Annotated in this window: 31 protein-coding genes; 15 read left to right on the top strand and 16 right to left on the bottom strand. The window is 61.4% G+C overall.

All coding sequences use genetic code 11. The features are described 5' to 3' along the window. The first annotated feature begins 50 nt into the window (after nucleotides 1-50). The 9 genes from G5V65_RS18290 to G5V65_RS18330 all read left to right on the top strand — a co-directional run bounded on the left by G5V65_RS18290 (nucleotide 51) and on the right by G5V65_RS18330 (nucleotide 5,854). Nucleotides 51-476 carry a VOC family protein gene (locus G5V65_RS18290; protein ID WP_241250640.1) on the top strand — a complete coding sequence of 142 codons (426 nt, stop codon included), beginning with the start codon at nucleotides 51-53 and terminating at the stop codon, nucleotides 474-476. Then, nucleotides 466-1,185 carry a glutathione S-transferase family protein gene (locus G5V65_RS18295; RefSeq protein ID WP_164198103.1) on the top strand — a complete coding sequence of 240 codons (720 nt, stop codon included), beginning with the start codon at nucleotides 466-468 and terminating at the stop codon, nucleotides 1,183-1,185. Before G5V65_RS18290 ends, G5V65_RS18295 begins: the two co-directional genes overlap by 11 nt. Beyond that, entirely contained in the window at nucleotides 1,182-1,535 is a 354-nt protein-coding gene (locus tag G5V65_RS18300) for a DUF1428 domain-containing protein (RefSeq protein WP_165053034.1), read from the top strand. The genes G5V65_RS18295 and G5V65_RS18300 overlap by 4 nt, the downstream gene beginning before the upstream one ends. 4 nt (nucleotides 1,536-1,539) lie before the next feature. Then, a complete protein-coding gene (locus G5V65_RS18305; protein WP_165053037.1) occupies nucleotides 1,540-2,193 on the top strand; it encodes a glutathione S-transferase family protein in 654 nt (217 codons plus the stop codon). Between the two features lie 53 nt (nucleotides 2,194-2,246). Then, nucleotides 2,247-3,167, top strand: a complete 921-nt coding sequence (locus G5V65_RS18310; RefSeq protein WP_165053040.1) for an alpha/beta fold hydrolase — start codon at nucleotides 2,247-2,249, stop codon at nucleotides 3,165-3,167. Next, on the top strand, nucleotides 3,164-3,658 hold the full coding sequence (locus tag G5V65_RS18315; RefSeq protein ID WP_165053043.1) for a VOC family protein: 495 nt from the start codon (nucleotides 3,164-3,166) through the stop codon (nucleotides 3,656-3,658). The genes G5V65_RS18310 and G5V65_RS18315 overlap by 4 nt, the downstream gene beginning before the upstream one ends. Next, nucleotides 3,655-4,023, top strand: a complete 369-nt coding sequence (locus G5V65_RS18320) for a nuclear transport factor 2 family protein (RefSeq protein WP_165053046.1) — start codon at nucleotides 3,655-3,657, stop codon at nucleotides 4,021-4,023. The genes G5V65_RS18315 and G5V65_RS18320 overlap by 4 nt, the downstream gene beginning before the upstream one ends. Nucleotides 4,024-4,551: 528 nt before the next feature. Further along, nucleotides 4,552-5,094, top strand: coding sequence for a TetR/AcrR family transcriptional regulator (locus G5V65_RS18325; protein WP_277602966.1), 543 nt, complete (start codon nucleotides 4,552-4,554; stop codon nucleotides 5,092-5,094). A gap of 1 nt (nucleotide 5,095) precedes the next feature. Then, the gene (locus tag G5V65_RS18330; RefSeq protein ID WP_165053052.1) at nucleotides 5,096-5,854 is read left to right on the top strand and encodes a DMT family transporter; all 759 of its coding nucleotides are present in this window, start codon (nucleotides 5,096-5,098) and stop codon (nucleotides 5,852-5,854) included. 170 nt (nucleotides 5,855-6,024) lie between these two features. On the opposite strand, the gene G5V65_RS18335 is transcribed toward G5V65_RS18330, so the two are convergent. The 15 genes from G5V65_RS18335 to G5V65_RS18405 are packed head-to-tail and all read right to left on the bottom strand — an operon-like array spanning nucleotide 6,025 to nucleotide 17,522. After that, a complete protein-coding gene (locus G5V65_RS18335; protein WP_165053055.1) occupies nucleotides 6,025-7,101 on the bottom strand; it encodes a type IV secretion system protein in 1,077 nt (358 codons plus the stop codon). A 12-nt stretch (nucleotides 7,102-7,113) separates the two neighbouring features. Next, nucleotides 7,114-7,524 (bottom strand): hypothetical protein, encoded by a 411-nt coding sequence (locus G5V65_RS18340; RefSeq protein WP_165053058.1) that lies wholly within the window; start codon nucleotides 7,522-7,524, stop codon nucleotides 7,114-7,116. Further along, nucleotides 7,521-7,715: a DUF4177 domain-containing protein gene (locus G5V65_RS18345; protein WP_165053061.1), complete on the bottom strand. Its 195-nt coding sequence runs from the start codon at nucleotides 7,713-7,715 to the stop codon at nucleotides 7,521-7,523. Before G5V65_RS18345 ends, G5V65_RS18340 begins: the two co-directional genes overlap by 4 nt. Beyond that, on the bottom strand, nucleotides 7,712-8,698 hold the full coding sequence (locus tag G5V65_RS18350) for an ATPase, T2SS/T4P/T4SS family (protein WP_165053064.1): 987 nt from the start codon (nucleotides 8,696-8,698) through the stop codon (nucleotides 7,712-7,714). Before G5V65_RS18350 ends, G5V65_RS18345 begins: the two co-directional genes overlap by 4 nt. A gap of 4 nt (nucleotides 8,699-8,702) precedes the next feature. After that, entirely contained in the window at nucleotides 8,703-10,082 is a 1,380-nt protein-coding gene (locus G5V65_RS18355; RefSeq protein ID WP_165053067.1) for a TrbI/VirB10 family protein, read from the bottom strand. After that, nucleotides 10,079-10,774 carry a TrbG/VirB9 family P-type conjugative transfer protein gene (locus G5V65_RS18360; protein WP_165053070.1) on the bottom strand — a complete coding sequence of 232 codons (696 nt, stop codon included), beginning with the start codon at nucleotides 10,772-10,774 and terminating at the stop codon, nucleotides 10,079-10,081. The genes G5V65_RS18355 and G5V65_RS18360 overlap by 4 nt, the downstream gene beginning before the upstream one ends. Nucleotide 10,775: 1 nt before the next feature. Next, nucleotides 10,776-11,429 (bottom strand): virB8 family protein, encoded by a 654-nt coding sequence (locus tag G5V65_RS18365; RefSeq protein ID WP_037275527.1) that lies wholly within the window; start codon nucleotides 11,427-11,429, stop codon nucleotides 10,776-10,778. 17 nt (nucleotides 11,430-11,446) lie between these two features. Then, nucleotides 11,447-12,256 (bottom strand): type IV secretion system protein, encoded by an 810-nt coding sequence (locus G5V65_RS18370; RefSeq protein ID WP_165053105.1) that lies wholly within the window; start codon nucleotides 12,254-12,256, stop codon nucleotides 11,447-11,449. Then, on the bottom strand, nucleotides 12,256-13,410 hold the full coding sequence (locus G5V65_RS18375; RefSeq protein ID WP_206526869.1) for a lytic transglycosylase domain-containing protein: 1,155 nt from the start codon (nucleotides 13,408-13,410) through the stop codon (nucleotides 12,256-12,258). Before G5V65_RS18375 ends, G5V65_RS18370 begins: the two co-directional genes overlap by 1 nt. Continuing rightward, nucleotides 13,400-13,567 (bottom strand): hypothetical protein, encoded by a 168-nt coding sequence (locus G5V65_RS18380; RefSeq protein ID WP_165053073.1) that lies wholly within the window; start codon nucleotides 13,565-13,567, stop codon nucleotides 13,400-13,402. Before G5V65_RS18380 ends, G5V65_RS18375 begins: the two co-directional genes overlap by 11 nt. Continuing rightward, entirely contained in the window at nucleotides 13,564-15,939 is a 2,376-nt protein-coding gene (locus G5V65_RS18385; RefSeq protein WP_165053075.1) for a VirB4 family type IV secretion/conjugal transfer ATPase, read from the bottom strand. The genes G5V65_RS18380 and G5V65_RS18385 overlap by 4 nt, the downstream gene beginning before the upstream one ends. After that, a complete protein-coding gene (locus G5V65_RS18390; protein WP_165053078.1) occupies nucleotides 15,929-16,207 on the bottom strand; it encodes a VirB3 family type IV secretion system protein in 279 nt (92 codons plus the stop codon). The genes G5V65_RS18385 and G5V65_RS18390 overlap by 11 nt, the downstream gene beginning before the upstream one ends. Further along, nucleotides 16,200-16,493, bottom strand: a complete 294-nt coding sequence (locus G5V65_RS18395; protein WP_165053081.1) for a TrbC/VirB2 family protein — start codon at nucleotides 16,491-16,493, stop codon at nucleotides 16,200-16,202. Before G5V65_RS18395 ends, G5V65_RS18390 begins: the two co-directional genes overlap by 8 nt. Beyond that, nucleotides 16,490-17,110: a lytic transglycosylase domain-containing protein gene (locus tag G5V65_RS18400; protein ID WP_165053084.1), complete on the bottom strand. Its 621-nt coding sequence runs from the start codon at nucleotides 17,108-17,110 to the stop codon at nucleotides 16,490-16,492. Before G5V65_RS18400 ends, G5V65_RS18395 begins: the two co-directional genes overlap by 4 nt. 43 nt (nucleotides 17,111-17,153) lie before the next feature. Next, nucleotides 17,154-17,522, bottom strand: a complete 369-nt coding sequence (locus G5V65_RS18405) for a hypothetical protein (protein WP_165053087.1) — start codon at nucleotides 17,520-17,522, stop codon at nucleotides 17,154-17,156. 210 nt (nucleotides 17,523-17,732) lie between these two features. Here G5V65_RS18405 and G5V65_RS18410 point away from each other — a divergent pair, with 210 nt between their 5' ends. From G5V65_RS18410 to G5V65_RS18420, 3 genes are all read left to right on the top strand, one after another. Next, complete coding sequence (locus G5V65_RS18410; protein WP_343162863.1) at nucleotides 17,733-17,984, top strand: hypothetical protein; 252 nt, start codon at nucleotides 17,733-17,735, stop codon at nucleotides 17,982-17,984. 124 nt (nucleotides 17,985-18,108) lie between these two features. Then, entirely contained in the window at nucleotides 18,109-18,366 is a 258-nt protein-coding gene (locus G5V65_RS18415) for a helix-turn-helix domain-containing protein (RefSeq protein ID WP_165053090.1), read from the top strand. Between the two features lie 170 nt (nucleotides 18,367-18,536). After that, the gene (locus tag G5V65_RS18420) at nucleotides 18,537-18,761 is read left to right on the top strand and encodes a hypothetical protein (protein WP_165053093.1); all 225 of its coding nucleotides are present in this window, start codon (nucleotides 18,537-18,539) and stop codon (nucleotides 18,759-18,761) included. A gap of 102 nt (nucleotides 18,762-18,863) precedes the next feature. On the opposite strand, the gene G5V65_RS18425 is transcribed toward G5V65_RS18420, so the two are convergent. Further along, nucleotides 18,864-19,619, bottom strand: coding sequence for a hypothetical protein (locus G5V65_RS18425; protein WP_165053096.1), 756 nt, complete (start codon nucleotides 19,617-19,619; stop codon nucleotides 18,864-18,866). Nucleotides 19,620-19,822: 203 nt separating this feature from the next. On the opposite strand from G5V65_RS18425, the gene G5V65_RS18430 reads away from it, so the two are divergent. From G5V65_RS18430 to G5V65_RS18440, 3 genes are read left to right on the top strand one after another with little or no spacing between them, the layout of a single operon-like run. Next, nucleotides 19,823-20,071: a FitA-like ribbon-helix-helix domain-containing protein gene (locus G5V65_RS18430; protein WP_073038005.1), complete on the top strand. Its 249-nt coding sequence runs from the start codon at nucleotides 19,823-19,825 to the stop codon at nucleotides 20,069-20,071. A gap of 3 nt (nucleotides 20,072-20,074) precedes the next feature. Then, nucleotides 20,075-20,497, top strand: coding sequence for a type II toxin-antitoxin system VapC family toxin (locus tag G5V65_RS18435; RefSeq protein WP_073038006.1), 423 nt, complete (start codon nucleotides 20,075-20,077; stop codon nucleotides 20,495-20,497). Continuing rightward, entirely contained in the window at nucleotides 20,494-22,764 is a 2,271-nt protein-coding gene (locus G5V65_RS18440) for a DNA methyltransferase (protein ID WP_241250642.1), read from the top strand. The genes G5V65_RS18435 and G5V65_RS18440 overlap by 4 nt, the downstream gene beginning before the upstream one ends. The last annotated feature ends 37 nt before the right edge of the window (nucleotides 22,765-22,801 follow it).

Raw genomic sequence — 22,801 nt, forward strand, 5'->3', positions numbered from 1 at the left:
TACGCTGTCCATAATTACGATACGGCAAGGGAGGAATGGCAATGTCGCAAATGATCTTCGTGAACCTGCCGGTCGCGGACCTGAGGCGATCTGTCGAATTTTACGAGGCCATCGGCTTTTCCCTGGACCCGCGGTTCAGCAACGACCAGGCGGCCAGCATGGTCCTGTCGGACACCATTTGCGTGATGCTGCTGACCCATGAGTTCTGGGCAACTTTTACGGATCGTCGCCGCGTCGATCCGGCGCAGGAGGCGCAGGTGCTGCTTTGCATCAGCCGTGAAGACAGGGCAGCCGTTGATGCCATTACTGAAGCGGCGGTTTCTGCCGGAGGCATGGCCGACCCATGCCCGGCGCAGGACCACGGCTTCATGTATGGACGCAGTTTTGCGGATCCCGATGGCCATATCTGGGAGCCCATGTGGATGAGCGCCGAGGCCGTCGAGAATGGTCCGGCGGAGGTGTCCAATGCCGGTTGATCCCGAAGCCGCCATCACCATCACCGCCTACGACTGGGTGCCGGACTTTGCCCAAGGACAGGTCCGTGACCTGCGGGTTCGATGGGCACTTGAGGAAACGGGCCAGAACTACGCCGTTCGCTATCTCTCACAAGGGCAACAGAAGGAAGCCGCGCACCGCGCGCTGCAACCGTTCGGCCAGGTTCCGACCTACGAGGAAGGTGATCTCACGCTGTTCGAAAGCGGGGCGATCGTCTGGCATATCGCAGAGCGGTTCCCGGGTCTGCGGCCGACGGAGCCAGCGGGTCAGAGCTTGTCGCTGGAATGGCTGTTTGCCGCGCTGAACACTCTGGAGCCGCCGATCATGGATCGGGCACAGATGACGATTTTTGAAGTGGCCGAGCCCTGGGCCAAGCCGCGACTTCCCGGCGTCGATGAGCGGATCAACGAACGCCTGCAGGAAGCGTCCGATCGCCTCGGCACAGCTGAATGGTTCGGCGGCGGTTTCTCCGCCGGCGACTTGATGATGGTCAGCGTTCTGAGAATCATCGAGGGCGCGGGCCTCGTCGAAGCCTTCCCCAATCTTGCCGACTATGTCGCGCGTGCCACCGAACGGCCGGCCTTCCAACAGGCCCTGACCGATCAGCTTGCCGGCTTCACGGGCAATCCGCCGCCCGGCTTCGATGAATGGATGGCGGAGCTTAAAAGGAAACAAGGAGAACTCGCATGACCTACGTTGCCGGATTTCTGACTCCCGTGCCGAACGGGAACAAGCAGGCCTACATCGAAAGCGCCCGCAAGGCCTGGCCGCTCTTCAAGGAATATGGGGCCCTGCAAATCATGGAGACCTGGGGCGATCAAGTTCCCGCGGGCGAGCACACCGATTTCAGGCAGGCCGTCGCGTTAGAAGACGGCGAGACGGTCTGTTTCTCGTGGATGATCTGGCCCGACAAGGAAAGCCACGACAGGTGCGGCGCCAGCATGGCAACCGATCCGCGCTGGCAGGAGATGGACATGCCCTTCGATGGCAAGCGCATGATGTGGGGCAGCTTCACGCCGATCTTCGAAGACAAGGCCTGACGCCATGAACCAGACGGCACCAGAGCAGCTGACGATCTGGACCTTCGACTGGGTGCCGGAGGGGCCGCGGGGCTATGTGCGTGACCTGCGGCTCCGCTGGGCCTGTGAAGAAGCCGGACTGAGCTATCGCGTCGGCTCCGTCCCCTTCGAGGATCGCGGGGCCGAGCATCGTGCCATGCAGCCCTTCGGGCAGGTGCCTTACTTGACGGACGGGGATGTCAGCCTGTTCGAAAGCGGCGCCTGCCTGCTGCACCTCTCGGAGAAGAGCGAAACGCTCATGCCGCGGGAGAGGGCACTGCGGGCGGAAACCTTGTCCTGGGTCCTCGCGGCCCTGAACTCGGTCGAGATGGTCAGCGTGCCCTGGTGGTTCGTCGGACTGTCGTCCCCGCCGGAGAACCCCTTGGAGGGCTGGCTGCGGGCCCGTCTTACCGTGCTGGAAGACGTCCTGACAGCGCGCGACTGGCTGGTGGACGATCGCTTTACTGCGGCGGATCTGATCATGGCCGATGTCCTGCGTCCGCCTTGGATTCGCGCGATCGGCGACTATCCCGCAACCGAGGCCTACATCAATCGGATTTGCGCGCGGCCGGCCTTTGCCAAGGCGCATGCGGATCAGATCGCGCATTTCTCCAGGGCCGACGAGACCCGCGAGGCATGAATGGCGGCTTGCCGTTCCCGGGGAATGACCACAACGCATGGGAGGAGGAAATGATGACACTGACCTCGACTTCACGGTCCTGCATGGGGGCCCTGCAGGCCTCGGTTCTTGTCGGCGCGATGGCCGCCCCCGCGCTGGCGCAGGACAGGGAGGGCCGGGCCATGTCCGGGGACCTCGGGATCTATTATCAGGTTCACGGCGATCTTGGTTCGGGCATGGTGCCATTTCTCGTGCTCCATGGGGGCATGGGCACCATCGAAGGGGACTTCGGTGCCCTCTTGCCGTCCCTCGCCGCAAGGCGCCCGGTGATCGGGGTGGAACAGCAGGGCCATGGGCGGACGGGCGGACGTGACACGCCGGTCTCCCTGGCGGCAATGCGGGCAGACACCCTGGCCGTGCTGGATGCGCTCGATGTCGAGCGGGTGCACGCGGTGGGCTTTTCCATGGGCGGCATGCTGGCGCTGGACCTGGCATTGTCCGCACCCGAGCGGCTGGCCACGCTCACGGCGATCTCGGTCAGCCAGAACCTCGACGGAATGCATCCGGCCATCGCGGAGATGAACCGGAATCCGACGGCCGAGCCCTCGCCGGACGCGCTGGAGCAGCTGCCGAGCGAAGAGGATTTCGCACGCATGCAGGCAGGTTTCGCGGACAACCCGGATGGCCCGGAGCAGTTCGGGCGCACCTTTGCGCAGCTGCAGGCCTTCATGGTCAGCGGCTGGGGCTGGAGCGATCAGGAGCTTGCCACGCTCCCTGTGCCGACCCTGCTTGTCCTTGGCGACAGTGACTTCACCCCGGTCGACCATGGCGCGCATATGGCAGCGCGCACCGGGGCACAGCTGGCGGTTTTGCCGGACACCACACATCTCTCGATCACGAGCCGCTCGGATTGGCTGTTGCCCCTTGTCGACCACCGGATCACCACATCCGGAACCGGCGATGAAACATTTGACCGGAAAGGGGATAGGCCATGACAGGGCGCAAGGCCGCCGTATTCCTCTGGTTCGACACCGAGGCCGAAGCGGCCGCCGAATTCTATGCGGCCACCTTTCCGGACAGCCATGTGGACCGGATCGTGCGATTGCGGGGCGAGACGCCGAGCGGGCCCGCAGGCAGCGTTCAGGTGGTTGAGATGACTCTGCTGGGCTTGCCCTATGCGTTGCTGAATGCCGGCTCGCATGTGCGGCCCAACGATGCCTACTCGCTCCAGGTCTATACCGAGGATCAGGCCGAGACGGACAGGCTGTGGGATGCGATCGTCGACAATGGCGGTGAAGAGATCATGTGCGGCTGGTGCAAGGACCGCTGGGGCTTTCGCTGGCAGATCACACCCCGTGTCCTGATGGAGGCGCTGTCGCACCCGGACGCTGCAGCCTCGGCCCGCGCACAAGCAGCCATGATGGAAATGCGCAGGATCGACATCGCGGTGATCGAGGCTGCCTTGCGTGGCAAGGCGGCACCATGACCACGGGCCCGACGGAGATCATCGGGAGCGCGGATTGCGGAAACTCCCCCAAGAATGCATTCGTGCAGGACATCGCAATTGCCCTGGAGACCGGCGTCGCCTCGGTCGAAATCTTCGATCCGGAGATCACGTGGGCCCGGACTTCGACAAAGACGCTCGAGGGGCAGGCCGGGGTCCTTCAGGCGTTGTCTTCCACCCCTCAGGTGATCAGGGTCGTTGTCCAGCACGCAATCTCCCACGGCAAGATCGGCGCAGCCAACGGAGATACACTCCTGGCCAATGGGGTGAAGCGCCCATTCTGCCATGTCTTCGAATTCACCAACGGCAAGGCCAGAAGTGTGGTGTCGATCACGACCTACAGGTGAAGTTGCCCATGCCCAGTTGCCAACGGCTCAGGGCGAAGTCTGCGACCGGGCCTGTCCCGACCATGAGCACGATTATCAGCAGAGGATGAGGCGATAGTTGAACGGCTGCAGTGCGAAGCACACCAGCCTTTCGTCGCGCTTGTCTCGAATGTCAGCTCCGGGCCGAGAGCGTCATGGCGTCCTGCTTGGGAGGCCACGATTTCTGCCGCTGTGCCGCATGACCGATTCGCGCCCGGACTGACCACGCCGATCTCAGGTGGGTTTGCAGTGGCAGGCATGGGCGCGCCCGTCGGTACCGGCCCTCACCGGACATTCGAGCCAAGCGCGGCGAACGGCACGAAAGAGCCCATTCTTCCGGATGCTGCGGTCGCGGCCAATGGCCGCTGAGTGGAACTTTGAAGACGGTTGCCAGCGTTGCACTGCTTCTTGCGCCTCCTCAAATATAGGTATACCGATCTACCTACATTCAGGAGATTCGATATGGCCGCGCCAAGTAAGACACCAAAAGGATCTGCACATGATCGTCTCATGCAAGCGGCCATGATCCTGTTCTACAACCACGGCATCAGCGGAACCGGCATTGATGCCATTGTGGAACGCGCAGGCGTGGCGAAAAAGAGCCTCTACAACAATTTTGCTTCCAAGGCGGATCTGGTTAACCAGTATCTTGAAGCACGGCATGCAGAATGGTTGGCGCTCTATGATAACCGTGTGGCGACGGCAAGGGAGCCCTGTCAGCGTATCCTTGCGGTGTTCGATGCCTATCAGGATCACGCTGAATTTGCATATGAGCGGGGGTTTCGCGGTTGCGGATTATTGAACGCGGCGGCTGAACTTGAGGCCGGCGATGTTGGGCGGGCCGCTGTCAGGCGACACAAAGAACAAGTCGAAAGCATTCTTGCGCAGCATCTCTCGGAACTGTTGCCCGAAAAACCCGATCGTGTGGTGGCTTTGGCGGCGCAGATTGCCTTTCTGCTGGAAGGTTCGATGGCACGGGCGGGACTGGAGGGCAGCAGCGCGCGGGTGATCACAGCACGGGCGATGGTCGACGACATGTTGAAGGCGCTTTGAAATGATGCAGGGACAAGCTTGGGGAGTGGTCGCAATCCTGTTTTCGGCCGTCGTCTGGGGCACGACTGGAACGGCAGCAACATTTGCGCCCGATGTCAGTGCTGCCGCGATTGGTGCTGCTGCAATGGGCGTTGGGTCTGCTCCATTACTCTCGGCGCTTATCGAATACCTGCTGGACCGAAGAAATCTGACTTTACGGTGGTCCGCTGGGGCGCTTGTCGGGCTGATCGGAATGGGGCTGATCTGCGTCGCAGAAAATCTCTCCCACGGCGAAGTGGTTGGTGGAGACTCCGTCCCTTTAGGGGTTTTTCTGGGGCTGATTGGCGGGCTAACCTATGCTCTCTATTCTTGGAGCGCGCGGAAAATGATGCTGCAAGGCACGCGGTCATCGGTCGCAATGGGTGCTACATTCGGTCTCGGTGGCCTGTTGCTGATGCCGGTCCTGATCCTGACGGGGGGCACGTTTCTTGCATCTTGGACGAATGTGGCCGTTGGGATTTACATGGCCGCCGTGCCCATGTTTCTTGGCTACCTTGCTTTTGGGTTCGGGCTTGCCCGTGTGCAGGCGAGCATGGCGACAGTCATCACGCTGCTTGAGCCCGTCGTGGCAGCTGTTTTGGCTGTTCTAATTGTAGGGGAGCGGCTTCCCAACCTTGGATGGATTGGTGTGGCTATGGTTGTTGGGTGCCTTGTAATCATTGCGATGCCTATTTCGCTGGGCGGACGGTTCCGTGCAGGGCCTCAATTCGAGCAGCCCTGAACAATTGCTTAGGACTGGTAAGCGGTCACTGTGAGCTGGACTATGAACGGCAGAAAGGTCCCGCTCTGCCGACCTTCACCCTCCGAAAATGCTGCGCGATGGACGAATGACCGGTTCGACGAAGCTGCGCCGCAGCGCCCGGCTAAGAAGCGAACGGCAGCAACGGGCCGTCACCGTCGCCCAAGCCGTCCCAGTCTCGCCAGCTGCGCCAGCATTTTTGATCCCGAGTCTGCGGATCCTGTGCCGCCTCCGGAACCCGTCTGTCCCATGCCTTGCCGTACTGGCATTTGCTGTACGCCAAAGAACTGCCGCGCCCTGAGGGCTGCGTATTCTGCTCCACTGGCCCCGCCGATGAGGTAGCGATTGTAGGCCTGCTGGCTTCCCATGGCGGCGCGAGCGAAGCTGTAGCCGCCGCCGAGGCCACCGGAGAGGGCGGGCATCATGATGTTGCCGGAGATCGCGCGGACGATGAAGGGTGTTGCGATTATGAACCCTTTGGCCATGAGCACCATCATAAAGAAGGGTATGAGCGCGCCGATGTTGGAAGCTCCTTCCGGATCACCCAACTCGCCTATGAGAGCCGAGGCCACCCCGGTGATGGTCGCGAAGACCCCTGCGACCACGATAGGGTAGATCGCGAAGGAGATAAGCGCGGATAACCAGCGCGCGAAATAATCCTTGGTGACCTCGAAGAGGGTCAGGAAAATCATCACCGGGGCGATCCCGATCAGAAGCGCGATCATCAGTCGGGAGGCCACGAGGATGAAGGCGGCCAGTCCGCCGAGGATCGAGAGCAGAAGCACACCGACGATGTCGAGCATGGCGCCAGCCATCCAGTTCAGCTCGGACCCGGCAGCGTTCAGATAGTCGCCCAGCTCCGCGATCAGCCGGTCGAATTCTTCGGCGAAGGTGCCTGAGGGGCCAGGGCTGCCGCCGCCGACGGAGGCTACCAGCGCACCCGCGATACTGTCGATCCCATAGAGAATGGCAGACGAGAACGCGTTGAACTGCATCCAATTGGTCGCGAATATCCCGATGAGCCCGATCTTGGCCGCGAGCCAGAAGGCTGTGTGCCCATCCATGGCCCGGTATTGATAGATCATGTTGATTCCGACGAGGATCACCACCAACGTTGTCCCCAAAACCAGGAGCGTGCCGACCGTTGCCGCAACCGCACCAAACTGGGTCTCAGCGGCGGTGTCGAGATAGGCCTGGGAGGTTTCAACGAAGTAGGTGACGACGCTCATCGCGGGGCTGCCTTACCAATTACCTGCGGCGTCGCAGATGGCCCGGGCTTCCGGACGGGCGGCGTTGGCGCGGCGGTTGTAGCCTTCCGAGGCTTCGAGCATTTCCCATCGTTCGTCGCTCGCGTAGCTCTCCCGAAACACGGCCTCGGCCGCGTCCCAGGACGGGAACCGGGTCGCGCAGTCGCAGTTGCCGATCTCGACGACCCGCTCGAGATTCTGGGCGCGATAGATGTCCTGAACCAGAACCCGCTGATAGGCTTGGCGCAGGGGGATCTCCTGCATCCAGACGGGCTCGGCGGGCCGGTCCAGACAGACGTCAAAGCTGCGATCGAGGGTTGGCACTAGGTTGCGCTCGGCAACGGCGAAGGCAGGCGTCAGGCTTAGGGCCAGTGCGGCCAAGGCGAGGTGCTGCGCCTGCCTCATGCCGTGGCTCCAGCGGGTGTGGTTTCGCGTTTCAGGAAAACGGTGTGCCCGATATTGGCGAATTCTGAAGTGCTGATCGACACCACCTCCCAGCCTTCTGCACCTTTGGCATTCAGGCTGGCCTGCATGTCGGCAAGGCTGGTCTTACGAGTCATGGGAAAGGACAGGATATCGTATTCAAAGGTCTTCATGGGGAAATTCCAATCTCAGTTGCGCCGGGCAGGTAGAATTCGGTGATGCCGCGTTTGCCGTCATGGCGACCGGCCTGGATGATCACATCGATGGAATTTTCGATGTACTGGATCATGTCGGCATAGGTCATCGGGATCTCGGTCTTGAGTGCTGCGATCGCGAGGCGCTGCACGGCCAATTGCGGGGTTTCGGCATGCAGTGTGGTCATGGACCCGCCATGGCCGGTGTTGATGGCTTCCAGAAAGGTCATGGCCTCCTTGCCGCGCACCTCGCCCAGGATGATCCGGTCGGGGCGCATGCGCAGCGTGGCGGTGAGAAGCACATCGGCGGTCTGGAATTCCGCGTCACGATTGGCGATGAGGGTCACGGCATTTGGCTGGGTCGGTAAAAGCTCGGCGGCTTCTTCGATGGTCACGATGCGTTCCTCGGCCGGTACGTGAGAGAGGATCTTGCGCGCGGCGACGGTCTTGCCAGTGGAGGTGCCACCCGAGACGATCATGTTGAGTTTGTTCTCGACGCAGAAGGCCAGCGCATCATCGATCAAACCCGCGGCCACCACTGCGCGCAAGGCGCGCTTTTTTTCGACGCGCAGGTCTTCGAGCTTGCGCTCTTTTCCGTAGAGGAAATCGAGCGCAATGCCCTCGAGTGGCAGGCTTGAGAAGAACCGCAGGCTGATCGACATGGCCGAGAGCACGGCGGGCGGGGTGATGACCTGTGCGCGGATCGGGCGCCCCTTGTAGGTGATCGAAACCGAGACGATGGGGCGGTCCTTGCTCATCGTGGTATTGGCCGATGAGGCGATCTGGTTGCCGAGGTCCCTGACCTGAACGCCGGTCAGCCTCTGGTCCAGCGCGCGCATGAAGTGATCGCCCTGGAATTCGCCCCAGCAGGTGCCATCAGGGTTGATGCAGATCTCGATGACATCGTCGCGAGCGGCGGCGTCGATCCGGTCGAGCGAGGTTTCGAGATAGCTCAGCGACATGGGCTCAGAATATCTCCAGATCGCGGTCGACCATGACCGTGACGCGGGCGCCCTGGTCGACATAGATGACGGGGCCGATGGAGAGGTAATCGCCGATGACGCTGTCCGTCGCATCTGCCAGATCATCGCCCACGTCTTCGAGAACGTCGACGGCAGTCTCATCCTGGACCTCGGAGGCGGCGGCACCAGGTGCTGCCGAAATAAGCGAGATCAGGGCGGCCGACCCGAAACGCTCGGCGAAGCGTGTGTCTATGAGGCCGGTGACGCCAGAACGGCCCAGTTCGTCACCTCCGAATGAGCTGATCTGGACGGTCTGGCCCGCGGGCAGGATTATCCGGTCCCAGGCGATCGTGACGCGGCGCTGCGCGATATCGACGCCAGCGCGGTAGCGCCCGATGAGACGGGATCCGCGGGGGATCAATAGGCGCGCGCCATCGACGCTGTAGACATCCTCGGACACCACGGCACGGGTCTGGCCGGGCAGCGAGCTGTCGAGGGCAGTTTCCATGACGGCCTGGATCATGGTGCCCTGTAGAATCGTGTTGGAGGGATTGGCGATCACCTCGGCCTGCGTCACGGTGGAGGGCAACGCACCGTTCAGCACGAAATCCGTCACCTCGCCAAAAGTGCGTTCAGTCAGAGCCGTTTCATTCGCTCCGGATGCACCGCCAAAAGCGATGGTGGGCGAGGTGATGCGCCGCTCCTGGAAGGCGCGTTCCTCCGCGGCGCGGCGCTCCAGCTCGGCCATGCGCCGGGCTTCTTCCTCGCGGCGCAGTCGCTCTTGCTCGCGTGCGCGCAGCTCATCTTCCGTGGGGCCCGCTGGGGCGTGTTGGGGTCGGCTGGCCTCGAGTTGGGCCAGTTCCAGATCCATGCGGAGTTGCTCAAGGCTGCGATCCCGCGCCGTCAGTTCGTCCTGAAATCGTTGCTGTGCGGCTTCCGAGGCGGCTTGTAGCGCCGCGATCTGAGCGGTCAGCGCGTCGATCGCCTCTGCGGCGGCGGTGTCTTCCTCGACGACCGGTTCGGGGGCGTTGCGCAACTCCTCGATCTGAGCCTGCAGGGCGGTGATCTGCGCCAGAAGCTCCGCGTTGGGCTCGACGGGGTCTGGTCCGACAAACACAACCTCGGGCTCGGGCGGGGGCAAGGTCTCGATAGCGCCAAAGCCGTCCCCCTCGTTTTGGAAGACGTCCGGGGTGGCCGTCGGCAAGGCTTCCTCTTCGTCGGGCTGTGAGAGGAGATAGAGCAGGGCACCACCTGCGCCGATGACGAGGACCACGATCAGCGCGAGAAAGGGCGACCGGCGCTGCGCCGCTATGGGCGCGCGGGCACTGCCTTTCTCAAGGGCGGCGAGGCGTTTTTCCAGCTCGGTGTTCTCAGTATCGCTCATGAGGCGGCCTCCGCGGGCGGGATCGCCTCGATGCAGACCACCTCTTCGCCAAGTCGCAGGACCCATTGGCGGTTTACGCCGCTGACGCGGATCACGCCGTCTTCAGGGGTTTGCGTGTTGACCGTGCGCTCGCGGCCGCCCGCGTAGCGGAAGATCGCTGGCACAGGTGCGTTTCGCGGAAACGCGAAATATGTAAACGTCCCGTCATCCCAGATGCGGGTTGGCGTGAACTCGGTCCGCGCGCTGGCACCGTAATTGTAGTTCGGCGCTTGGGCGGCGATGGCCCGGGTCGGGCGCGCAGCGTCGTCAGGATAGCGGAACTGCACCACGTAGAAGGTCGGGCTGCGGACCTCCTGGACGTTGAAATAGTAGCTGCGCCTGTTCGTGTAGACGGTCACATTGGTATGGACGCCGCGCGCCACAGGCTTGATCGCGAAGGCCTGACCGCCCGGCACGCCATCGATCTCAAACCCTTCCGTGTCGCCCGCGATGATCGAGCGGATGCTTTCACCCTCACCGAATTCGACCGTGGTCACATGGGTAAGCGAGACGCTGAGGCGGTAGACCTGACCTTCTTGATATGTTGCCAGCCGCACGCGGCTGTCATTTGGACCACCGCGCGGGATCGCTTCGGCAAAGGCAAGGGCAGGCAGCAAAACAAATATGGCAGCAACAAAGACCTTATTGATCAAACTAATTCTCCAATCTGTCGGAGCGGATGGAATATTCGAGGACGGTGAAGCCGAATGGATTGGTCCAGACCTCATCGATGGAGCGGCGGGTCTCCGGGCGGAACTCGAAGAGAAGCGTCGCAGTGAAGAGGCCGGTCTGGGTGCCGTTAATAGACGTCAGGCGCTTGCGCAGGCGGACCGTCGCGCGGTTGGTTCCGATCCGGTTGATGCTAAGGATTTCCACGTCGAGCCGAGCATTGGGGCCATAGACCGTCGGCGGGTAATTCTCGTTGGCGCTGTTCCAGATCTGGCGCAGACCGCTCTCGGCGGCCCCATCCGAGCGGCGCAGGACGCTGCGGATGCGCAGATCGTTGTCGAGCTGGTTATAGACCTCCCGGTCGGTCACATAGCGGAACACCTCCGCCTCGATGATCGCCTGGTTGGCGGTCACCGAGGAGGCGCCCACCGAGGCTTCGGGGAGTGCAAAGCCGGTGGCGGGATCATAGGGGACAACGACGGGGGGCGGGTCGACATCGAGGATCGAGACAGCCGCGGCACTCAGACAGCCGATGATACCGAAGACAAGGCCCATCAGGCCAAGGCGTTGCCAGAGCCGTTCGCGGCGTAAGGCACCATAGACCAGTTCTTCCTCGATGATTTCTTGTTCAGTCGCCACCCGTCATGCCCCCACGATCAGTCTGCCCGGAGGTCCGGTAGCGTGAAATCCATGAAGCGCTGCTCTTCGGCGATGGTGGCGGCATCGATCACGCCGCCCGTGCCATCGCCCACGGTTTGAATCGCTTCCAGCTGCCACATTGCCACGAGGGCGATGGCCAATTCAGCTGTCACGCGCGTGTTGAGATCGACGCTTTGCTTGAGCTCTTCCATGTCGTCGATGAGCCCGACAAGGCGGTCTACCCGCTCGAGCGACTGGCCGGCATCTTCATAGCTGTTCTGGGCGGCGGCTGAGACGAGTGCGCCGGTTGTTGCCTGCGTGGCCACACGGTTGGCCCCGGGATTGCCGCTGGTGGCCATTTCCGAGAGCGTGTCTTCATCGAAGCCGAGATCGGCCAGCACCCGGTCCATCTGGGTTTCGATCTCCCCCGCGCCGGAGCCCGAGAGGCCCGAGAAATCCCCAGTCTTGATCGCCTCAATCGTGGCTAGGATGTCCCCGAACTCCTGGTCGAGCAGACCGTTCAATTCATCTTCCATTTCCGTCCGGATGATTTCGGGAAGCTCGGCAAGTCGGGTGAGGGCCTCGTAGGTTCGTTGCAGCTCCGCGAGTTGGTCCGTGAGAAGGCCGAGCTGTTCGCGGAGCTGCGTCAGCTGCTCGTTTTGCAGGATCTCGTCTTCGATCATCTGTCGCAGCTGCTGGATATTTTGCGCGATGTTCTGGGTGTCGACGACCGGTACACCTTGTGCTGCGGCAGGGGGTAGGGCGCTGAACTGCAAGCCAACGCCAAGTGCCGTGGCCAAAGCTGTCCTCAAGAGCAGATGTCCCATCATTCAATCTCCCTGATCGTAAAATCCATGAACGCGCCTTCGGCCATGCGGGCGCTGGCCTGGGCCAGCTCTTCGGCAGAGAGGACGCGGGTGCGTGCCGCCTGAAGCCGGATGCGGGCGGCCACGAGACGCACCAGTTCGGCGCGGGCATAGGTGTTGAGTGCGACGCTCTCCTGCACGTCCTCGGTTTCGGAAATCCGTTCGACGATATCGCGGATGCGCATGGCGGCTTGCCTGATCGTGGCTGGTGAGTTGCTGCCATAAAAGGCCGCGCCGTGCCCAGTGAGCGAGAGGTTGGCATTGGCCAGAAGCGCGGGGTCGATCGTGCCAAGCGCTTCGATTCCGCCGATACGAGTCAAATAGAGGTTATAGCGTTCGGGGATCACCTGGACGTAGTGCTGGGTCTCGCGGAAGGGTGGCACGCCGCCATACTCGAAGACCCGGCCGGGTCCGGCGTTATAGGCCGCAAGGGCGTTGATGATGTTGCCATCGAAGGTGTTGAGTTGTGTCGCGAGATAGCGTGCACCGCCATGCACCTGCAGGTAGGGGCTGTCATAGTATTCCGGATTGATGCCCAGATCGCTGGCGGTACCGGGCATGATCTGGGTGAGACCATAGGCGCCGACGGGAGACCGTGCCCCAATCGTAAACCGGCTTTCCTGCCAGATCAGCGCTTGCAGCAACGCGCGCCACTGGACGGGCGAGAGCCCTGCGCGGCCAACACCCGCAAAGCCGCTGGTCTCCTGGGCGACCCGGATGATGAGCTGCTCGATGGTCTCAGACGCATCCCCGAACATCTGCGCACCGCCGCGATTGGGATCGATCTCGCCCGTTCCATAGACGGCTTCCACGGCGCGGTCGGGATCGCCGCTGCCGCTTTCCAGCCCCGAGACCATAGCCGGCAATCCCTGACCGCCGAAGCTGGTCTGGGCATCGAGGATGCGTCGGAGGGTTTCCAGCTGCTCCCGTTCGATCTCGGCGATGAGTTCGCGCACTGCAAGCTTGTCGGCCTGAAGGGCCAAGTCTGCTTCGCGATCGCCGGTCTCGACGATGTCACGCGCGGTCAGCCCACTGTCATTGGTCGGCACACCTTGGGACAAGGCGAGACCGGGCAGCAGGCAAAACGCCAGGATATGAGGCAGGCTAGACTTCAATGTCGCCCTCCGGGGTGCCAAGGGGCGTGAAGTCACAATCAGGCGCGACGGTTGCCGTGGACGCAAGGAATGTGAAGCAGTTCGCCTGCGGCTCCCGGTACTGGGTGCAGGAGGCCAGTGCGCCGAGCGCAGCCAAAGCGATAAGAATACGGATCATGAAAGCCTCCAGAAGTCTGGGCGGTCGCGGTAATCGGGGCCGACGAGCGCTTCGCCCTTTTCCATACCGCCAAGGATGGTGAGATTGGGTCCAAGCGCGCTCAGATCGGCATCGACGACGATCGAGCCCTGATCGTCGCGGATCAGCGCCAAGCGGCTGTTGCTGCCCGTGTTGAGAAGGACGTCGAGCTCCTTCTCCGTGAGGTTCAGCATGGCGTAATCCGCAGGCTGCGCGCGGATATTGGGCAGCAGGATCTGCGTCGGAACGGCTTCGACGATGGTCTTGCCGGTCCGGGTGCGCTCAAGCTGGCTGGCATATTGCGTCATCATCACCGCGACGGTGTTCTGCTTGCGCGCAGTCACGAGCCAGTTCGACAGCCGTTCGGCGAAATATGCGTTGTCGAGCGCCTTCCAGGCCTCGTCGATCACGATGATGGTGGGGCGGCGATCCTCGATCTCGCGCTCGACCCTGCGGAAAAGATAGGAAAGGACCGCCATCCGCTCCTTGTCGGCCTCGCTGTCGAGAATGCCGGTCAGATCGAAGCCCACGACATCGCCTTTGAGCGAGAACGTGTCCTCGAGGCTCTGCCCGAAGATCCAGCCGTAGCGGCCGTCTTCGGTCCATTCGATCAGGCGCTGATGCAGATCGCCGTCATCGTCGGTGGAGACAAAGAGCGATGCGAAATCCCGCCAGTTCCGCAGGGCCGGATTGGTGGCCTGTGCATTCTGGCGCACCACTTCCTGGATGCGATTGGTCTGTGCCGGTGTGAGCGGCTTGTCAGCGCGGTAAAGAAGCGTAGCAAGCCAGTCCGAGAGCCAGGCGGTGCCCCGCGCATCGGTCTCGGTCCAGAGCGGATTGAGACCCGTGGGCTGACCGGCGTTCAGGGAGGCGTAGCGCCCGCCATTGGCGCGCACCGCCATCTCCATGCCTAGGCGGTAGTCGAAGACGAAGATCCGAGCGCCTGCACGACGGGCTTGGGTCATCAGGAAGGCCGACAGCACCGATTTGCCCGACCCGGGCCGCCCCATGATCAAGGTATGACCGCTGGTCGGTTCTTTGTCGGGTGAGCCTTGTTCGTGATAGGAAAACCGGTAGGCGCTCTGCTCCGGCGTGGGGAGATATGTGACGACCCGACCCCAGGGGGTTGTCGCGGCAGGTTTGCCAAGCTGTGTCCGGTGGAAGGCCGCGAAATCCGCGAAGTTGCGATTGGTGACGGCGCTGGCGCGGACGCGCTTGGGCTGGTTGCCGGGATGCTGGCTGAGGTAATGCGCCTTGGCCGCGACCCGCTCGCCGATCATCTTCACGCCTTCGGTCGCGGCGGCATTCACGATCTCGGCGCTGAGCGTTTGCAGCTCTTCGAGCGTTTCGCAGAAGAGCGTCACGACCATGTGGTGCTCGCCAAAGCTCTGGCGCTTGGCCTCGAGATCATCGGCGGCGATGTCGAGCGCTTCCAGGAGCGAGAGGGCCGCATCCTGGCTGGCCTGCATCTGGCGCTTTTGCCGCTTGATGCGGCCCGCCATGAGGTTCGAATTGATCGGTGTAAAGGAATGGGTGACGATCATGTCGACCGGCAGGTTCAGCATGTCGAACATGGTGCAGGAGGTGGCCTCAGCATATTCCCCGATGGTGAAACTCTTGCCGTAGCGATGGCCCACGACGCCTTCGGAAAGCTCGAAATGGTCGCCGTGGAACGTCACGCGGGTATTGGCGACGTTGAAGGACAAAAAGCCATAGGTATTGGCAGGGTAAAGCGGCAGCTCTTGCCCCGTGTTAAGCGCGCCCAGAAACCCCACCAACTCCCCTGATGCGGCTGACAGCAGGCGCGGTTTGAGTTCTGCGAGGCCGGACAGGAAGACGTTCACGGCCTCGCCCAGGCGCTGCAGGCGTTTGCGGGTCTCCTCTCTCAGCCGGTCCGGCGCGCTGCGGCTGAGGAACGGGAGGAGGCTTTTCGGAGGCGGGCGGTGAATGACGGTGAGCGTCAGCGTCTTGTCGCGCAGCCCGCTGGTCTCGAGTTTCGCGCGCCAGCGCCGGTCGACCTCGCCTGCGAAGCTGTCCTCACGAATTGGGTCCAGATCCGGTCTGATGGCCTTGGAGACCTTGTGGACGTAATAGCTGAATTCCGGCCCGAGCTGCGCGACGATGCGGGCAAAAAGTGCCGTCAACTTATCGAGATAGGCATCGTCGGTCGTGTAGCTGTTGATCCCCTCGAGCCGGATGCACCGGAAGAGCTCGTTCACCCGTGTCCGCACGGTCTGGTCGTCAACGAGGCTCACATAGGGCAGCATATGCGCGAGGCGGGTCTCGCGCGCATACCAGTCCGGCGTCATTGTGCGGGGGTCGAGCGCAGCATCCCGAGCTTTATCAGGGCGCATAGCTGTCCCCGCCATGGATGCTGCGGTTTCGCGTGGGTGGCGTCTCCTGCAGCGCGGTCATCATCAGGTCGATGAAACGCGGGTCCCAATCGGCGGCCTTCCAAAGCACCGGGTAGAGCAGGGCGGCCACGCCCAGCACCGCGATGTGCTGGACCCAGACGAACAAGAGTACCGAGCCGAAGAGCCAGACCATCGCGTACATGATGGGCAGGCCCAGAAGCTTGGGCGGGCGCACGAGGCCGAGGAAGAGAGGCGCGCGCTCAGCCACCGGCAAAGACTGCGGCAACGATGGTGGGGGCGGCCGCGACACCAGCGATGCCCACGAGGACCCAGAGCGCCTGACGCAGGTCGATGATGTTGAAGAACCAGCTCAAGAAAATGCCGAGGACCGCGAGTGTGGCGATGACCACACCAAGAGGTCCGGTCAGCGCATCGACAATGCCTTGCAACAAGCTTTGGATCGGGGAGAGATCGATGCTTTGTGCAAGGGCGGGCTCGGCAATGAGCAGGAATAGCGCCAGCGAGGCGACAAAGAGGTTTGAAATCTGTCTCATGAATTTGTTCCTTCCAATCGGGCCGCGACGGCCATGACGCGGGTCACGTGGTTCTGGGTTCCTCGGTAGGGGGGAATGCCGCGGTACTGGCGCACCGCGTCGGGTCCGGCGTTGTAGGCCGCCAGCGCCAGGCGCGGATCGCCGAAGCGCTCCAGCATCATCGCGAGGTAGCGGGCGGAACCGTCAAGGTTCTGCAGCGGTTCATGTGGATCGACGTCGAGATCACGCGCGGTTTCTGGCATCAATTGACCCAGACCAATGGCACCTGCACTTGAAATCGCATCCTGCCGGTAGGCGCTTTCCACCTCGATATTGGCCCGGTAGAGAGCCAGCCAATCCGTGACGGACAGTCCCGCGCGGCGCAAACCGGGATGGCTGGCATAACGCAGGGCCGTTGCCTCGATGCCCAAGAGAACGTCTGCGCGGGGCAAGGGCGCTGGCTGGGCGAACGCCGCAAACCTCAGCGCGTCAGGCTCGTAACCTTCTTCAGTCTCACCAAGAATGGCCAAACCATCGGACGCCGATCCCTGACCAACGCCGTCATTGTAGTTCCGGGCAAAACCGCTCTGAGACCGGGACGGGGTCAGAGAGCCGTCGCTCTCCATGACCAGAACCATTTGCGCTGAGGCTGGCGCGGCGACCAGCCAGAGACAGACGAGATTAGTTGCCAGTGCCCTTGTCTGATGGGGCTTTGTCTGACGGCGCAAGTTTGTGCGTACGGCTTGTACCCGCCTCAAGCGGCAGGTCGACATGTGCAAAGCCAAGGCCAATGAAGAAAGACACCACGCCGGAGATCGTCTTGAACTCGCGGATCTTGATATCGTTGTAGGTCGTCCGCGTGCGGGCGGTGACGAGGAGCTTTTCCACCCCGTCATCAGAGACAACGCGCATGATCCAGACCCCGTAATAGCTGGGGCCTTTTTTGTGTGCCGCCTCCTGGCACAGGATTTCTGCGCTATAGCCGCTTTCCACGAGCTCGCGGAACCTGGCTTCCGTAACCACATTTGGTGCTTCGATGTCCCAGTTCATGGCCCGGCTCACGCTATCTCCAATGGCGTAACCCCGGGCATTCCCACTTGAAGCCCAGAGTTACGATAGTATATTAACAACCGCAAGATGTAATATCGTGCTTTGGCTGTAGTTTAGTCACGCAGACACTAGTCACGGGCAGTGTCCGCGATCAAGGAGATAACAGGTTTGAGAAACCCAAGGTTGACATGCATGCCCCCATTGCAAGCTGTGGCCGTCCTGATCTGCGTTCCCGGGCCGGTTTTGGCGGAATCCTGCGTCGCGCCACCCCGTCCATTCCTGCCAAGCGATTCGCAGGCGGCGCGGGACTATGCGGACATCATCCGCGGTGACTTCGAAGATTACATCCAGGATATCCAGAGCTACTTCCGTTGCCTCGACGGCGAACGGGCCCGCGCCTTCGAGGAAGCGCGCGAAGTCAGCGAGGACTATGGCCGATTTCTGCAATTGGTTGGGGATTGATGGGCTACCTCGGGAGCATCAGACTTGCAGCCCATGGAAACCAGACGCCGATAACACCCTCAACTATCTATTTTTTAGATAACAGATTTCATCCGCTAGCGACGTCACAAAAGGTATGTGACGCGTGGCAAAGACAATCAGAAGCACGGGACAGGTGGCACTCTGCCAGGCTTTGGTCGACGCCCGCATTAAAGCGGGCCTCGGTCAGGAAGACTTGGCGATCAGGCTCAAGTGCCATCAATCCCTCGTGGCGCGCATTGAAAGCGGCCAGCGCCGCGTGGACGTCGTTGAACTGGTCGTTCTCGCCCGCGCCATCGGCTTTGACCCTTTCGAGGTTCTGGCGATCGTTGAAGCCGCCACGGAGCCCGACCACCGAATTTGAGCTATTTCATCTATCGAGATCACGGGGGCTGACTTCTCCCAGTTTGAATATCGGAACCATGAGGAAGAACAGTTAACCGATATTAACGAAAACCGGCATGGCGCTGCAGCAAACGCTTTTGAAGCCTAAACTGCGATCCGCAAAGCCCATTTGCAGGAAGTTAATAAACAGTGAATGAAGAAAAGGTCGAAGGCGTCGCAATTGCCAATTTGATTGCAGCCGATGAAGAAACCATTGTCGGCTGGGTTTATTGCTGGAACACAGGTGCTCTGGCAATCCGGTGGGACATGCATGGCCCACAGCGCGTCTCAAAGATATACCCGGATCTCTGCGATGCCGATAAAGCTGAAATCGACTTCGCGTCTCTCACGCAGCTGCCCTGTCGCAAAGGCTGACATGATAGAATATGGCCTTTATGGCCCTCGATTGTGTGGTTTTTCCTGCATTCCAGGTTTGATTTCATACAGGCTCTGCGCGACGTCGCTGCGCCTCAACAGTCAGTAATTGACCTGCTCGAAGCCGTAATTTCCGCTATAGTCACGCCACTCCACGAAGACGGATCTGTGATAAATGCTCGGGCAGTGCTCGCCCCACCGCTCGAGACCGGCATGCGCAGCAGGCAGCGCTGCGGGTGACGACGTATTCCAAGAAAAATCGCCCTGGATCCCGTAGGTGCCGAGGACAACGACGGCACTGCGGTTGCAGTCGCCATCTCGCCCGGATTCGTGCTGTCGGGCATAACGAACGTCAAAAACGCGAATGGAGCGCACGAAATTGAATTCCGGCCCGCTGATATCGATGTCGGCGCGGTCTTCTACGAGCTGGAGGGCGTAATCAGCCCGCACGAGGTTCCCCCAGACAGCGTCGGAGCCTTTCAGCCCGAGCATTCCGCCTGCCTCGGCTGCCTGATCGAAGAGCGGGGCTGAAGAGTTTGGTGGGGTTCCTGAACCACCATATAGGGCATCGAAGATCCGGTCCGTGGGGCGCGACCTGGCAGGCCCATCGTAAGACGCACCCATGGGGCAGCGCCAAATCTGCAGCGGCGGCTCCACCGGCCAAGGTGTGATGCGCCGGATGAACTCGGCCCGCGCGCGTGCGCATGGCACGGAAGCCGGCCACCCACCGGACAAACACAGCAGGATGGCGCAATCGATCTGATAGGTTTGAGCGCGGGCTTGCGTCGGAACTGTTGGCCCGGTCAAGGCGAGAGCTAAAAAGGCCGCCAGAGGGAGGTTTTTGAATTCGAAACGCATCGCAAGGACCCTTGACAATCTTCACCCAGCATACATACGAAAATATACTATTGCAACATTGATGATGCGTGTTGCGGTTGCGGCGGTCAGCAAGATCGCGAGGTGACAACGTCGCCCAGCAAACCTTGGGAAAATCCATGCGTTCCAGCGATTAGCCTTGATCGCATTGATTGCGATGATTACACTCCTTTCAGGAGGAGATCATGGCAAGCATTACCATCCGGAACCTTGACGATGACGTGAAGCGGCGCCTTCGCATCCGCGCGGCCGAACATGGCCGTTCGATGGAAGAGGAGGCGCGCGAGATCTTGCGCCACGTCGTCGGCGAAGCGAAGCCCTCCCACGATCTTGCCGCGGCCATCCGCGCACGGGTCGCGCCTCTGGGCGGCATTGATCTGGACCTTCCGCAGCGAGAGGCCATGCGTGAGCCACCCGCATTCGACCGGGCCTGACGCATGATCATCCTCGACACGAACGTCATCTCCGAGCTGTTGCGCCCGGCCCCGGAGCCCAGGGTCGAGCAATGGCTGTCGGCCCAGGACGGGTTCAACGTCTATCTGACCTCGATATCGGAGGCGGAGTTGCGCTACGGTCTCGCGATCATGGGGAACGGCAAGCGCCGCGCCGCGCTGGTTGACGCCGTGGACCGGATCTTGCGCGAGGACCTGGCCGGTCGGATCCTGCCCTTCGACAGCGCCGCCGCGCTGTCCTACGCCTCCATCGCCGCTGCACGACGGTCCGCCGGGCGACCGATCGCCCAGGCCGATTGCCAGATCGCATCCATTGCCCACGCCTGCGGCGCCACGGTCGCCACACGCAATACGCCTGACTTCGAGGGTTGCGATATCGACCTCATCAACCCCTGGACTGCCGCATGAACGCCGTTGAAATCGAACAAGCCATTTCCGAACTTGCCGAGCAGCCCTTCGACGCGGCAGAGTTCCCCTATGCCTTCCTCATGGCCTTCGGCAACAAGGACACGACCATCAAGCGGCTGCGTACCGGCGCTTCGAACAAGTCCGACCTTGGCGGCGTCCTGCAGACCAACAACATCCATCTTGCGACCTGTGCCACGGGTGACATCGCGGCGACGCTCACCGCCCTTCGCGACAGCCCCGCCACCACCCGCGCCAAGGCGAAGTTTATCCTCGCCACCGATGGCATCGACCTCGAGGCTGAGGACATCACCACCGGCGAAACCATCGCCTGCCGCTACTCCGATTTCCCCGACCATTTCGGCTTCTTCCTGCCGCTCGCCGGTATCTCCACCGTCAAACAAATCCGCGAAAGCGCCTTTGACATCCGCGCGACCAGCCGCCTCAACCGGCTCTATGTCGAGCTGATCAAGGACAACCCCGACTGGGGCAGCGCCGAAAAACGCCACGACATGAATCATTTCATGGCGCGGCTGATCTTCTGCTTCTTTGCCGAAGACACCGACATCTTCGTCAGCGACAACCTGTTCACCGCCACCATCGACCAGATGGCGAACCGCGACGGGTCGAACACGCACGAAGTCATCGGCGAGATCTTCCGTGCGATGAACACCGCCATCCCCAAACGGGCCGAGGCCAAGCTGCCCCGCTGGGCCGACACCTTTCCCTATGTGAACGGTGGCCTCTTCTCGGGCAGCACCGATGTGCCGCGCTTTTCCAAGATCGCGCAGCGCTACCTGTCCCATATCGGCAGCCTCGACTGGACGCAGATCAACCCCGACATTTTCGGGTCGATGATCCAGGCCGTCGCGGATGAGGAGGAACGCAGCGTCCTCGGGATGCACTACACGTCCGTGCCGAACATTCTGAAGGTGCTGAACCCGCTCTTCCTTGATGATCTGCGGGCAGAGCTGGAGGCGGCGGGCGACAACGCGCGCAAGCTGGCCAATCTGCGCGCCCGCATGGCCAAGATCCGCGTGTTCGATCCCGCCTGCGGGTCGGGCAACTTCCTTGTCATCGCCTATAAGGAAATGCGCGCACTGGAGTATGAGATCAACAAGCGGCGAGGAGAGCCGTTGCGGCGCACCGACATTCCCCTGACAAACTATCGCGGGATCGAACTGCGGGATTTTTCGGCCGAGATTGCGCGACTGGCGCTGATCATTGCGGAATACCAGTGCGACGTGACCTATCGCGGCCAGAAAGAGGCGCTGGCCGAGTTCCTGCCGCTGGACGCGCAGAACTGGATCACCTGCGGCAACGCCCTGCGGCTGGACTGGCTGTCGGTCTGCCCGCCCACGGGGACGGGGGTGAAGTTTCAGGCCGACGACCTTTTCATGTCGCCGCTGGATCAGGCGCAGATCGACTTCGCGAATGAGGGGGGCGAAACGTATGTTTGTGGAAACCCCCCTTATGTCGGCGACAAATATCAGACCAAGGAGCAAAAGGACGATCTGAACGCGCTGCTACCAGGAAACAAAAAAGTACGTGCAATTGACTACATCGCGGGTTGGTTCTGGAAGGCATCGGACTTCATCAAGTATGGCGGCTGTTTCGCGTTTGTTTCTACAAACTCGATTTGCCAAGGTGTCCAAGTTCCGTTGATCTGGCCCCGAATTTTTCAGAACGGACAAGAAATATTTTTCGGACATCAGAACTTTCTTTGGGGCAATAATGCGAGCAAGAATGCTCAGGTCACCTGTGTGATCGTTGGGATCGCCGCTGTTGGTGAACGGTCCAAAGCTATTTATGGAGCTGACTTCATGAAGTCAGTCGAAGCCATAAATGCATACCTCACCGAAGGGGCCAATATTATTGTTGAACGTGCCTCTGAACCAATTGCAGAGATAGCGACAATGTTCGGCGGCAACATACCGCGGGATCAGGGCAACCTGTTACTGTCGCCTGACGAAGCGAACGATCTCTTGGAAGCCTTCCCTCAGGCATCTCCTCTCGTGAAGCCAATTGTAGGATCGAGCGAGTTCATCAATGGGCAACAAAGATATTGTCTTTGGATTGAAGATCACCAAGCAGAACTTGCATTCTCAATACCTCCGATTGCGGAACGTTTGGAGCGCATTCGAATCTACCGACAGGGTGGGAGCGAGCGCGGCAAAGCGGGCTTGCTGACGCCGTACAAGTTCGAGCGAACAATCATTGGAGAAGTAAACCCACATTCTCCAAGTAAGTCGCTGATTTCGCTGTCGTAATCGTGATATTTCGCATATAAATCATGGCGTTGACGGC

It is taken from the genome of Paragemmobacter kunshanensis, from assembly GCF_011059185.1.
Taxonomy (GTDB): domain Bacteria; phylum Pseudomonadota; class Alphaproteobacteria; order Rhodobacterales; family Rhodobacteraceae; genus Paragemmobacter; species Paragemmobacter kunshanensis.

What these genes read in the sequence shown, in the direction of transcription:
- G5V65_RS18300 (WP_165053034.1), top strand. Translation starts at nt 1,182, where the DNA reads ATGACCTACGTTGCCGGATTTCTGACTCCCGTGCCGAACGGGAACAAG.
- G5V65_RS18440 (WP_241250642.1), top strand. Translation starts at nt 20,494, where the DNA reads ATGAACGCCGTTGAAATCGAACAAGCCATTTCCGAACTTGCCGAGCAG.
- G5V65_RS18325 (WP_277602966.1), top strand. Translation starts at nt 4,552, where the DNA reads ATGCAAGCGGCCATGATCCTGTTCTACAACCACGGCATCAGCGGAACC.
- G5V65_RS18335 (WP_165053055.1), bottom strand. Translation starts at nt 7,101, where the DNA reads ATGAGCGTCGTCACCTACTTCGTTGAAACCTCCCAGGCCTATCTCGAC.
- G5V65_RS18380 (WP_165053073.1), bottom strand. Translation starts at nt 13,567, where the DNA reads ATGATCCGTATTCTTATCGCTTTGGCTGCGCTCGGCGCACTGGCCTCC.
- G5V65_RS18405 (WP_165053087.1), bottom strand. Translation starts at nt 17,522, where the DNA reads ATGAACTGGGACATCGAAGCACCAAATGTGGTTACGGAAGCCAGGTTC.
- G5V65_RS18425 (WP_165053096.1), bottom strand. Translation starts at nt 19,619, where the DNA reads ATGCGTTTCGAATTCAAAAACCTCCCTCTGGCGGCCTTTTTAGCTCTC.
- G5V65_RS18355 (WP_165053067.1), bottom strand. Translation starts at nt 10,082, where the DNA reads ATGAGCGATACTGAGAACACCGAGCTGGAAAAACGCCTCGCCGCCCTT.
- G5V65_RS18435 (WP_073038006.1), top strand. Translation starts at nt 20,075, where the DNA reads ATGATCATCCTCGACACGAACGTCATCTCCGAGCTGTTGCGCCCGGCC.
- G5V65_RS18340 (WP_165053058.1), bottom strand. Translation starts at nt 7,524, where the DNA reads ATGAGGCAGGCGCAGCACCTCGCCTTGGCCGCACTGGCCCTAAGCCTG.
- G5V65_RS18305 (WP_165053037.1), top strand. Translation starts at nt 1,540, where the DNA reads ATGAACCAGACGGCACCAGAGCAGCTGACGATCTGGACCTTCGACTGG.
- G5V65_RS18320 (WP_165053046.1), top strand. Translation starts at nt 3,655, where the DNA reads ATGACCACGGGCCCGACGGAGATCATCGGGAGCGCGGATTGCGGAAAC.
- G5V65_RS18385 (WP_165053075.1), bottom strand. Translation starts at nt 15,939, where the DNA reads ATGCGCCCTGATAAAGCTCGGGATGCTGCGCTCGACCCCCGCACAATG.
- G5V65_RS18310 (WP_165053040.1), top strand. Translation starts at nt 2,247, where the DNA reads ATGACACTGACCTCGACTTCACGGTCCTGCATGGGGGCCCTGCAGGCC.
- G5V65_RS18370 (WP_165053105.1), bottom strand. Translation starts at nt 12,256, where the DNA reads ATGGGACATCTGCTCTTGAGGACAGCTTTGGCCACGGCACTTGGCGTT.
- G5V65_RS18400 (WP_165053084.1), bottom strand. Translation starts at nt 17,110, where the DNA reads ATGGTTCTGGTCATGGAGAGCGACGGCTCTCTGACCCCGTCCCGGTCT.
- G5V65_RS18345 (WP_165053061.1), bottom strand. Translation starts at nt 7,715, where the DNA reads ATGAAGACCTTTGAATACGATATCCTGTCCTTTCCCATGACTCGTAAG.
- G5V65_RS18350 (WP_165053064.1), bottom strand. Translation starts at nt 8,698, where the DNA reads ATGTCGCTGAGCTATCTCGAAACCTCGCTCGACCGGATCGACGCCGCC.
- G5V65_RS18330 (WP_165053052.1), top strand. Translation starts at nt 5,096, where the DNA reads ATGATGCAGGGACAAGCTTGGGGAGTGGTCGCAATCCTGTTTTCGGCC.
- G5V65_RS18315 (WP_165053043.1), top strand. Translation starts at nt 3,164, where the DNA reads ATGACAGGGCGCAAGGCCGCCGTATTCCTCTGGTTCGACACCGAGGCC.
- G5V65_RS18295 (WP_164198103.1), top strand. Translation starts at nt 466, where the DNA reads ATGCCGGTTGATCCCGAAGCCGCCATCACCATCACCGCCTACGACTGG.
- G5V65_RS18430 (WP_073038005.1), top strand. Translation starts at nt 19,823, where the DNA reads ATGGCAAGCATTACCATCCGGAACCTTGACGATGACGTGAAGCGGCGC.
- G5V65_RS18395 (WP_165053081.1), bottom strand. Translation starts at nt 16,493, where the DNA reads ATGAGACAGATTTCAAACCTCTTTGTCGCCTCGCTGGCGCTATTCCTG.
- G5V65_RS18290 (WP_241250640.1), top strand. Translation starts at nt 51, where the DNA reads ATGATCTTCGTGAACCTGCCGGTCGCGGACCTGAGGCGATCTGTCGAA.